9 protein-coding genes are annotated in these 10,238 nt (G+C 71.0%); 5 read left to right on the top strand and 4 right to left on the bottom strand.

The window, feature by feature from the left end; all coding sequences use genetic code 11:
• Positions 1–1,233, top strand: a 1,233-nt coding sequence (locus FOY91_RS11200; protein WP_145151560.1) for a cytochrome P450, incomplete at its 5' end; no start/stop codon positions are given.
• 4 nt (positions 1,234–1,237) lie between these two features.
• On the opposite strand, the gene FOY91_RS11195 is transcribed toward FOY91_RS11200, so the two are convergent.
• Together FOY91_RS11195 and FOY91_RS11190 are read right to left on the bottom strand one after the other, a co-directional pair.
• On the bottom strand, positions 1,238–2,236 hold the full coding sequence (locus FOY91_RS11195) for a cyclase family protein (protein WP_145151558.1): 999 nt from the start codon (positions 2,234–2,236) through the stop codon (positions 1,238–1,240).
• Positions 2,237–2,279: 43 nt separating this feature from the next.
• Positions 2,280–3,269 (bottom strand): AraC family transcriptional regulator, encoded by a 990-nt coding sequence (locus tag FOY91_RS11190; RefSeq protein WP_145151555.1) that lies wholly within the window; start codon positions 3,267–3,269, stop codon positions 2,280–2,282.
• A 185-nt stretch (positions 3,270–3,454) separates the two neighbouring features.
• Between FOY91_RS11190 and FOY91_RS11185 the strand changes: the two genes are divergently transcribed.
• From FOY91_RS11185 to FOY91_RS11175, 3 genes are all read left to right on the top strand, one after another.
• The gene (locus tag FOY91_RS11185; RefSeq protein ID WP_145151553.1) at positions 3,455–4,963 is read left to right on the top strand and encodes a flavin-containing monooxygenase; all 1,509 of its coding nucleotides are present in this window, start codon (positions 3,455–3,457) and stop codon (positions 4,961–4,963) included.
• Positions 4,964–5,039: 76 nt separating this feature from the next.
• Positions 5,040–6,245, top strand: a complete 1,206-nt coding sequence (locus FOY91_RS11180; protein WP_162527211.1) for a cytochrome P450 — start codon at positions 5,040–5,042, stop codon at positions 6,243–6,245.
• 19 nt (positions 6,246–6,264) lie between these two features.
• Positions 6,265–7,524 (top strand): alpha-hydroxy acid oxidase, encoded by a 1,260-nt coding sequence (locus FOY91_RS11175; RefSeq protein WP_145151548.1) that lies wholly within the window; start codon positions 6,265–6,267, stop codon positions 7,522–7,524.
• Between the two features lie 6 nt (positions 7,525–7,530).
• On the opposite strand, the gene FOY91_RS11170 is transcribed toward FOY91_RS11175, so the two are convergent.
• Positions 7,531–8,346, bottom strand: a complete 816-nt coding sequence (locus tag FOY91_RS11170) for a VOC family protein (protein WP_145151545.1) — start codon at positions 8,344–8,346, stop codon at positions 7,531–7,533.
• Between the two features lie 36 nt (positions 8,347–8,382).
• Entirely contained in the window at positions 8,383–9,063 is a 681-nt protein-coding gene (locus tag FOY91_RS11165; protein ID WP_145151543.1) for a nitroreductase, read from the bottom strand.
• Positions 9,064–9,386: 323 nt separating this feature from the next.
• Here FOY91_RS11165 and FOY91_RS11160 point away from each other — a divergent pair, with 323 nt between their 5' ends.
• Positions 9,387–10,235 (top strand): SDR family NAD(P)-dependent oxidoreductase, encoded by an 849-nt coding sequence (locus FOY91_RS11160; protein WP_238995604.1) that lies wholly within the window; start codon positions 9,387–9,389, stop codon positions 10,233–10,235.
• The last annotated feature ends 3 nt before the right edge of the window (positions 10,236–10,238 follow it).

Here is a 10,238-nt window from a genome sequence, read left to right as displayed (position 1 = left end):
GCCCTGTTCCCCCGCTGCGAGGATCGCCCGTCGCATGTTCCGGCCGATCGCGTGCTCGATTACGACGTGTTCGTGGTCGATGCGCCGGACGGGGATTTCGCCGGGGCGATGGCGCGCCTGCCGGCCGCCGGTGCACCCGACCTGTTCTGGACGCCGGCGAACCGCGGCCACTGGGTCGCCACCGATGCCGCGCTGATCGAGACGATCCTGTGCGACCCCGCCCGCTTCTCCAGCCGGGCGATGCGCGTGCCCAAGGACTCCAATCCCGTCCCGCCGATCCTGCCGCTGATGCTCGATCCGCCGCAGCACCTGAAATACCGCATCCTGCTGATGGGCGCGATGTCCCCCGCCGCGATCCGCCGGATGACGCCGGAGGTACGCGCGCTCAGCATCGGCATCATCGAGGCGCTGAAACCCGCCGGCGGCTGCGAGTTCGTGCGTGATTTCGCGCAGCAGATGCCGATCGCGATCTTCCTCTCGATGCTCGGCCTGCCGCTGTCCGACCGGCCGGAGATCATGGCGATTGTCGACCGCATCATCCGCCCCGACGTGCCCGAAACGCGGATGCACGGCTTCGCCGATCTCGGCCGCTACACGATGGCGCGGGTGGCCGAACGACGGGCGAACCCGGGCGACGACCTCATCAGCCAGCTCGTCGCCGCGCGCATCGACGGCGAGCCGCTGGACGACGAGACGCTGCAGGGGCTGATGAGCGTGCTGATGCTCGCCGGGCTGGATACCGTGGCGGGGATGCTCGGTTTCATCGCCGCCTTCCTTGCCCGCAACCCCGCGCACCGCCGCCGGCTGATCGACGAGCAGGCCCTCATCCCCGCCGCGATCGAGGAGTTCCTGCGGCGCATGGCGATGGTGAACCTCACCCGCGAGGTGGCGGTCGACTGCACCCTGGCCGGGGTGGCGATGAAGGTCGGCGAGCTGGTCGTCGTGCCCACCGCGCTGGCCAATCTCGACGAGGATCGCTTCGCCGATCCGCTCGCGGTGGATTTCGATCGCCGCCGCCCGCGCCACGCCACCTTTGGCGCCGGGCCGCACGTGTGCATGGGGGCGATGCTGGCGCGCACCGAGATCGCAATCTTCCTGGAGGAGTGGCTCAAACGCATCCCCGACTTCACGATCGACCCCGCCGCCCGGCTGGAGGTGCGCGTCGGCGCCGCCGCCATGATCCCCGCGCTGCCGCTGATCTGGCCGGTCCCGTCCAATGGTGAAACGGGCTAGGGGATCATACCGTGCCGATCGGGGTGGCCGGCGAGCCGACCGCACCCGGCAGGTTCAGCGGCGGCGCGGTGAGCAGAAAATGGGCGCGCCCATGCGCCGCCAGCCACGGCGCGATGCCGCCGAACCACCAGAATTCGCCAAGGTGGATGCCCAGCTTCACCAGGCAATGTTCGTGCAGCGGCAGCATCGCCTTGCCGGTGCAGCGTTGCAGCCCGTCGATCTTCTCCACCATCGGGTTGTCCGCGCAGATCGCCGCCAGCCCCGATCGCCCGATCCAGTCCAGCAGCGCTGGATCGCCGCCATCGAGGCCGGGGCATGCGGCCAGCGCGACCCGGTTCACGCCCGCGCCATCGCGCAGCAGCAGATCGCCATAGCCGGTGTAGAGGCACAGCAGGTCGCCCTCGGCGACGTCTGCGCCCTGCGCCTCGATCGCGCGCATCAGCGCCGCATGGCCGATCCGCCCGTGCGGCGGGGTGCCGGCATCGCGCACGTCCACCAGCACGCCGCGCCCCTGCACGCAGGTCTGCGCGAGCCGCTCGATGCCGAGCGCATGGGCATGCGGCGCCACCCCCTCGGCGGGCTGGGTGAAATGCGTGTCCGAACGATAGCCGTTGTAGAAGACATGCTCGGCGATCCCGTCGTCATCGGCATCGAAGCAGGCCCCGTAATGGCTCAGACCATCCCATTGCGACGAATATTGCAGATCCATCGTCACCCGGTCGTCGTTCACCACATCGGTCGCGCCGCCGGACGGCGTCCAGTCGTACATCGGGCGATCCGCGCCGGCGCTCGTGGCCGCCAGACGGGGCGGGAAGCGGCCGGGGAAGATCTGCCCTTTCGGATGATCGAGCGGCAGCCCCAGCAGGAAGGCGATCCCCTCACGTGCCTCGGCCAGTGCGGCGCGGCGCCGCTCGGGGGTTATCAGGTTCATCCGGCCGACCTGATCGTCCGCGCCGAAATCCCCCCAGTTCGAGCCTTCCGGCCGCTTCAGCCACCGCTTCATCCTCGTTCTCCCGTTGTCGTTTTCCATCCTGCCGCGCGCGCCATCACGGCGGCGATGCGGCGGCCTGCCGGCGATAGGCCGAGGGCGAGCAATGGTGCCGCCGCTGGAAGGCCCGGCGGAAGGCGAAGGCATCGCTATAGCCGAGCCGTGCGGCCACCTCGTCGATCGCCATGCCGTCCGCCAGCCACGCACGCTCCATCCCGTCCAGCACGCGTTCGCGGATGGCGCGGAACGTCTGGCCCTCGCCGTCCAGCCGACGGCGGAGCGTGGCGACGCTGACACCGAGCCGCGCGGCGACCGACTCCAGCGTGCCCGGTCCGGCCCCGCCCTGCGAGACATCGGCACGGATCATCCCCTCGACCAGCGTCGAGAGCTCGCGCGGCGGCGCCTCGGCCCCCACCGTGCGCGGCACGAGCTGACGCAGGAACGCCCCGACCTGCCCCGCCCGCGCCACCACCGGCCGGCGCAGATACCGCTCGGGCAGCGCCAGCGTCAGCGTTTCCGCATCGCAGGCGATCGGCCGATCGAACAGCAGCGCCATGCTGCCGGCAGGCAGGCACGCCGGCTGCCGCACCGCCCCCGCCGCCCCCTTGATCGCGCCGCCGATCAGGAACTCGAACTCCGTCAGCAACACCGACAGCGACCACAGATCGCTGACGAGACCGGCCACGTCGGCCCGCAACGGCTGGTCCAGCGTCAGCAGCACGCGCCCGCTGCCGGCACCGGAAAGGGTCACCCCGCGATCGCCCCACACCAGCTTGCGGAAGCGCTCGAGCAGGCCGATCGCGTCGCCCAGCGTGGCCGCGGCGGTCATGGTGTACAGCAGCAGGTGGGATCGCTCCACCTGATCGACGCGCGAACCGGGCAGGTCGTGGTGGCGGATGATCCAGTCGCGATAGGTGGCGATGAAGCCGGCCAGCGCCTCGCCTCGCGCCGGGCCGCGCCCCGCCCGCCCGGCGGCGCTGACGAGCCGGTCGGTCGCCCCCGCCACGCTGCCGCCTGCCCTCTCGCCGCCCGTCTCGTCCGTCGCCATGCCGACTCCCCGGCGGTAAACTTCGCCGTGGGGATCGTTTGAGCCGGAATGTATCGGTCTGTCGAGCGCCTCTGTGCTTGCCCCGGGGTGCAGGCGCCGGGCATATCGGACGCTTGCGCGGCAGGACGGCGACACGTCGCTTGCCTTGCGGAACGCCCGTGACGGGCCGGCAGGAGAGGTCCCGGATGGCGAAGAAGGTCCAGCATGCACGCGCGGCGAACGACGCGGGCCTGAGCGTGGTGGTGATCGGGGCGGGCATCTCCGGCATCCTGCTGGGTATCAAGCTGCGCGAGCGCGGCATCCACGACTTCGTGATCCTCGAAAAGGGTGCCACGCTCGGCGGTACCTGGCGCGACAACATGTATCCGGGTGCTGCCTGCGACGTGGCGGCGCATTCCTATGTCTATTCGTTCGCGCCGAACCCGGCGTGGAAATCGCGCTACGCCAAGGCGCCCGATATCTGGCGCTATTACAACGATTGCGCCCGGCGCTACGGCGTGTTGCCGCACATCCGCTATGGTCAGGAGGTCGTCTCCGCCGACTTCCGCGACGATCGCTGGGAAGTGCGGACCGCCGACGGCGGCGTCTTCGTGGCGGACGTGGTGATCGCGGCATGCGGCCGGCTGCACCACCCGATGATGCCCGAGATCACCGGACGCGACCGCTTCGCCGGCCCCAGCTTCCATACCTCGCGCTGGGATCGCTCGCTCGATCTGCGCGGCAAGCGGCTGGGCGTGATCGGCACCGGCTCCACCGCCACCCAGATCGTCGCGGCGCTGGCCGGCGAGGTGGGTGGCCTCAGCCTGTTCCAGCGCACGCCGCAATGGGTGTTCCCGGTCGCCGATACGCCGATCCCGTGGTGGAAGCGGCTCGCCTATCGCTTCCTGCCGGGCCACGCGAGCCGCTATTACTATCAGCTTCAGCGCGAGACGGAGACGCGCGGCCGCGCCGCCACCGGTGATCGCGATGCACGCGCGGCGCGCGACAGGCAGTGCACCGATGCGCTGGCGACGGTGCGCGATCCGGAACTGCGTGCCCGGCTGACCCCCGATTACGAGGTGGGGTGCAAGCGGCTGGTGATGTCCGGCACCTTCTACGAGGCGGTGCAGAAGCCCGGCGTGCAGGTGGTGACCGACGCGATCGACCACATCACCGAAAACGGCATCGTCACACGCGACGGCACGCTGCACGAGGTGGACGTGCTGGCCTATGCCACCGGCTTCGATGCGCACGCCTATCTTCGGCCGATGCGGATCACCGGGGAGGACGGCATCACGCTCGATCAGGTCTGGCGCGATCTGCCGCTTGCCTACCGATCGATCGCGATCCCGCACATGCCCAATCTCTTCCTCGTCAACGGCCCCTATTCGCCCGGCGGCAGCGCCTCGGTCGTCGGCATCGTCGAGGCGCAGGTGGATTACATCCTCAAGCTGCTCGACCGGATCGAGCAGGCGGACGTGGCGATCGTGCCGCGCGAGGATGCGGCGCGGGCCTGGCTGGACGACGTGCGCGAACAGGCACGAGGTTCCGTCTGGGGCACGGGCGGTTGCCAGAGCTGGTATCTCGACAAGACGGGCACGCCCTCGATCGATCCCACCCCGCTTTCCGAACTCGTCACGCAACTGGCGACCGTGAACCTGGCCGACTATCGCGAGCGACCGCGCGCGCCGGTGCGGCTGGGCGCGGCGGCCTGAGCGGTGCTGCCGTGCACGCCCCCTGCCCCGTGCCATGTGCGCGCGACAGGATCGCACGCAGCCGGCGAGGTCGTCGGTGGGTAGCGTGATCCCCACTACCCGGCTCGACATCATGAGCGAGGCGGTCGCCGCCGATCCGTGGCCGACGCTGCGCGCGCTGCGTGAACAGGGGCCGGTCGTGTGGCACGAAACCTACGGTCGCTGGCTGGTCACCACCGATCGCGCCGTCCGCAAGGTGGCCACAAACTTCGCCCGCTTCACCGTCGAAGGCACGGTCGTGGAGGAGATGTTCGGCGCCGACGCGTTCATCTCGATGGACGACCGCCGCCGCCACGACGACCTGCGCAACGTCTGGGCCGAGGCGTTCCGCAAGCAGGGACTGGACAGGCTGCGCCCGGCGGTCGAGCGGATCGTTGCCGGGCTGATGGCACCCGTCGCGGCGCGGCTGAACGACGGCGAGGCGGTCGATCTGTCGCAGACGCTCTGCCGGCCGATCCCCACCCTCGTGATCGCGCTGCTGATGGGCGTGCCCGACGAGGCGCTGCCGGACATCGTCCGCTGGAGCGATGCGATGGCCGCCGGCGGCACCACCTATCTCTCGGAAACGGAGGCCGCCAGGGCTCGCATCGCGCGCGAGGCCGCCAAGCAGGGGCTGGCCGATTACCTGCTGGCGCTGATCGCCGCGCGCCGGGTGCGGCCGGGCGACGATCTCGTCAGCGTCCTCGTCCACGCGCCGGCCGGTGCCGCGCTGCCTGACGATCAACTCGTCCAGAACCTCCGCCAGCTTCTGTTCGCCGGCAACGAGACGACGGCGAAATGGCTCGCGCACATCTTCGTCACCTATGGTGAACGGGGGGACACGCGCCGCGCGCTCGTGGCCGACCGGACGCTGATCCCGCCAGCCAACGACGAGGTGATGCGCTGGCAGGGGGTGGTCGGCACCATCGTCCGTCGCGTGCGCGGCGGGCCGATCGAGCTGGCCGGCGTGGAATTGGCGGACGGCGCCGCGCTGACCTGCCTGCTGGCCGCCGCCAACCGCGACCCGGACCGCTACGACGATCCCGACCGGTTCGATCTCCATCGCCCGGCGCGGCCCAATCTCGGCTTCGGTGTCGGCTTCCACAATTGCCTCGGCTCGGTGCTGGCCAAGATGGAGGCGGAGATCGGCGTGAACGCATTGCTGGATGCGGAGCCGGATTATGCGGTCGCGGCGCCCTACGCCTATTCGAGCGTGCCGATGCGCGGGCCGATGCCCGTCGTCGTCGCACATGATCGCGGCTGACCCGGGCGAGGAAGAACGCATGGCCTTCACGCTTCGCCTGTCCGATCCCGCCCCGCCGGTCAGCGTGGAGGCGTGGCGCCGGCTGGCCCGCCGCCGGCTGCCCGATCTGGCGTGGAACTATCTCGATGGCGGGGCCGACGATCTCGTCACGGTCAACGAGAACATGGCCGGCTTCCTGCGCCACCGCCTGCGCCAGCGCTGCCTCACCGGGGTGCGCGCGCCGGATCTCTCGGCGACGATGGCGGGCGAGCGGGTGGCGCTGCCGATCGCGCTCGCGCCCACGGGCGCGGCGGGCCTCAGTCACTGGACGGCCGACGTGGCCGCCACCCGCGCCGCCGAGCGTGCCGGCACCCGCGCGGTCCTCAGCACGGCATCCAGCTACACGCTGGAGGAGGTGGCGGAGGCGACCGAGCAGAACCACTGGTTCCAGCTCTATCCGTTCGGCAACCGCGACAAGGTGGGCGCGCTGATCGCGCGTGCGCGGGCCGCCGGCTACACCGCCCTGTTCGTCACCGTGGACGTGCCGGTGGTCGGCAATCGCGAGGGGGAGCGCACCGCCGGCATGACGCAGCCGTGGACGCTCACCCCGCCACGGCTGCTGAACATGGCGCGCCGGCCGGGCTGGCTCCACGCCGTCTTCCGCCGCCGCCGCGTCGCCGCCGTCCATTATGTCGAGCGTGCGGCCGAGGCGAAGGCGGCCACGCTGGCGGGCGGGCTGCGCCGCGCGATCCACGGCGCGGGCGACGATGCGATCGCGTCGGCCGAAAACCAGGCGCGCTACATGCAGGGCGATCTCCACTGGGACGATCTCGCATGGATGCGCGACCAGTGGCAGGGGCCGCTCTACGTGAAGGGCGTGCTCGATCCGGACGATGCCGCACAGGCGGTCGATCGCATCGGCGCGGACGGGATCGTCGTGTCGAACCACGGCGGCCGCCAGCTCGACCGCACGCTCGCCGCGATCGATGCGCTGCCGGCGATCGTCGCGCGCGTGGGCGATCGCGCCGAGGTGTATCTCGACGGTGGCGTGCGGCGGGGAACGGACGTGGTCACCGCGCTCTGCCTCGGCGCGCGCGGGGTCTTCATCGGCCGGCCCTACCTGTACGGGCTGGCGGTGGCCGGCGAGGCGGGGGGGGCGGTCATCCTCGAGATCTTCCGCGCCGAACTGGAGCGCGCGCTGGTGCTGATGGGCTGCCCCGGCGTCGGATCGCTCGATCGCTCGTGGCTGGCACAGCGCCCCGGCGACACGCCGGGGGCGGCAGCGGCCCCGCCACCGTAACCGCGCTCAGGCGGCGAATTCGACCAGCAGGCCCAGCGTGGCGGCGGGCGCCAGCGCAAAGCTGCCGGGGGCCGAGCCGGCGATCGTCACGCATCCCCGCCCGGTGAAATAGCGCCGCGCCCGATCGAGATCGCTGACCCCGAACACCACGGAGCGGATCCCCTCCCCATGTGCGGCAAGGTGGTCGGCCAGCGCGCCCCCGCCGGTGGGGCCGAGCACCTCGATCCCCGAATCACCCGCGTGCAGGCCGATCGCGTGCGCGGCGATACCGGGGCGGGCGATCTCGTACAGCGGCGTCGCGCCGAGGAAGGCCTGGAGGAAGCGGGAGGCGGCGCCGGGATCGCGCACCGCCAGCGTATAATGCCGCAGCCCGGTCAGGCCTAGCGGGTGGACCTCGCGCCAGTACGCCGCCGGATGCATCGCGCGGCCCAGCAACGGCCACTCGTTGTCATGGAAGCTGCCGCCATAGAACTCGAACGCGACACCGAAGCAATCCGCCGGGTGGATGTGCAGCGCCACGCCGATATCGCGAACGATGCGGATGCCGTGCGCCGCGACCGCCGCGCGCACCACCGCCATGTCCGCCTGATACTCCACGCCCAGATAATGCGGGCCGTACCGGGCGTTGAGCAGAAACGCGGGCGGCACGAACAGCTCGAAGATCACGCGCCCGATATCGATCAGGCCCGCGTGCCATTCGCGCTGGGGCAGATCCATCAGGAAGTCGGCGTCGAACAGCCCGCGCAGGTGCGCCACGCTCGCCTCGAAATCCTCGACCACCGCATTCAGGTGGTTGACCCGGACCGGATGGATCGCGGTCATGCCGGCGGTATCGATGTCATGGCGAAGCCTCGTCGTTCAGGCGTGGAAGACGATCGCCTCGTCCAGGCTGGCGCGGCCGACGCGGGCGGCGTTGGCCGGGTGGTCGGCATCCTGCCAGCCGAAGGCGATACCGAACAGCAGGCGGTGCCCATCCGGCACGCCCAGCACATCGCGCACCGTGGCGGCATAATGGCCGAGCGCCCCCTGCGCGCACGAATCGACACCCAGCGCGGTGAGCGCGAGCATCAGCGTCTGCGCGAACATGCCGCAGTCCGCCGCCTCGCGCGGGCCGAACGGCTCGGGCAGGAACAGGAAGGCGGCGTGCGGCGCATCGAAGAAGCGGTAGTTGCGCCGCATCGAGGCCTGCCGCCCGGCCTGATCGTCCCGCGTGATGCCAAGCGCGGCGAACAGCGCCTTGGCCGAGTCGATCTGCCGGTCGCGGTAGAGATCGCGATAGGCGCCGGTGAACGGAAAATCGGGTTCGGGCCGCCGCCCGGCCGCCGCGTCCGCATCGAGCGCCGCGCGCATCCGCTCCGCCACGTCGCCGGAGACGACATGGACGATCCACGGCTGCGTGTTGCAGTTGGACGGCGCCTGCTGCGCCAGCGCGAACGCCCGGCGGATCAGCGCATCGGGCACCGGATCCGGCCGGAAGCCGCGCACCGAGCGGCGGCCGTGGACGAGCGTTTCGAGCGAGACGATGGCGTCCTCGTTCATCGCGACGCCGCCAAACCGTCTTCCGGCGATCCGCAACCGACCATGGCCCGGACCTGCGCGGCATTCGCCGGGCGCGGCCCGATCGTGCAGGTGGCATGCGGAAGGATCGTCACCCCACGATCATATCTCCGCCGCGCCACCTCCGGCAACCCCGCAGGCTGGCGGGTCATCGTCGCCCGTAAGGGACGCCCCGTCCGTCTTCGTCATTGCGCCGCCCTGCCCGCTTCGGTGTACCATGCCGTCGCGCCCACGCGACAAACAGTGGGCCGTGCCGGTGCGCGCTCGCCGTGCCGGTAACGAGAAGACGAGAGGATGACGAACCGATGACCGACGACATCGCCCGCACGATGCTGACCCGCGACGCGATCCTGCTGACCGGGCAGGTCGCGATCGTCACCGGCGGTGGCGGCGGCATCGGCCGCGGCATCGCGCTCGGGCTGGCCGAGTTCGGCGCCGACGTGGCGATCGTCGACATCGACGGCGACGCCGCCGACCGGGTGGCGGCGCTGGTACGCGCCAGGGGCCAACGCGCGCTGCCGATCGTCGCCGACGTGATGGACCGCGATGCGGTGCGCGCCGCCGTGGCGCGCGTCGCCGCCGAGCTCGGCCGCGTCGATATCCTCGTCAACAATGCCGCCGGCACCCGCCCGATCAACCTGCTGGAGATGACCGACCGCCACGTCGACCGGCAGATCGACATCAACCTGAAGAATCTCGTCGCCACCACGCAGGCGGCGGCAAAGGCGATGGTAGCGGGTGGCCGGGGCGGCTCGATCGTCAACATCGCCAGCATCGAGGGGTCGCGCGCCGCGCCCGGTTACTCGGTATATGCCGCGTGCAAGGCGGGGATGCTCAACTTCACCCGCTCCGCCGCGCTGGAACTGGCGGAGCATGGCATCCGGGTCAACACCATCGCCCCCGATCTCGTGCCGACCGAGCATATGGCGCGGTTCGCCCCCGCCATCCTGAGCGAGGCGGGCAAGGGGGCACAGGCGCGCTATATCCCGCTCGGCCGCGCCGGCAACCTCGACGATTGCGCGGGCGCCGCCGTGTTCCTCGCCTCGGCGATGGCGGCCTACGTCACCGGCGTGACGATTCCCGTGGATGGCGGCACCTGGGCATCGAGCGGGTGGACGCGCGACGACGAGGGCGGGTGGAAACTGTTCGAGTGACGC

This window comes from Alterirhizorhabdus solaris (genome assembly GCF_007785815.1).
GTDB classification, from domain to species: Bacteria; Pseudomonadota; Alphaproteobacteria; order Sphingomonadales; family Sphingomonadaceae; genus Alterirhizorhabdus; species Alterirhizorhabdus solaris.
This window is presented reverse-complemented; position numbering and strand designations above follow the sequence as displayed.

Excerpts from the sequence above, each read along its gene's own strand:
- FOY91_RS11195 (WP_145151558.1), bottom strand. The coding sequence starts at position 2,236 with ATGAAGCGGTGGCTGAAGCGGCCGGAAGGCTCGAACTGGGGGGATTTC.
- FOY91_RS11190 (WP_145151555.1), bottom strand. The coding sequence starts at position 3,269 with ATGGCGACGGACGAGACGGGCGGCGAGAGGGCAGGCGGCAGCGTGGCG.
- FOY91_RS11185 (WP_145151553.1), top strand. The coding sequence starts at position 3,455 with ATGGCGAAGAAGGTCCAGCATGCACGCGCGGCGAACGACGCGGGCCTG.
- FOY91_RS11175 (WP_145151548.1), top strand. The coding sequence starts at position 6,265 with ATGGCCTTCACGCTTCGCCTGTCCGATCCCGCCCCGCCGGTCAGCGTG.
- FOY91_RS11170 (WP_145151545.1), bottom strand. The coding sequence starts at position 8,346 with ATGACCGCGATCCATCCGGTCCGGGTCAACCACCTGAATGCGGTGGTC.
- FOY91_RS11165 (WP_145151543.1), bottom strand. The coding sequence starts at position 9,063 with ATGAACGAGGACGCCATCGTCTCGCTCGAAACGCTCGTCCACGGCCGC.
- FOY91_RS11160 (WP_238995604.1), top strand. The coding sequence starts at position 9,387 with ATGACCGACGACATCGCCCGCACGATGCTGACCCGCGACGCGATCCTG.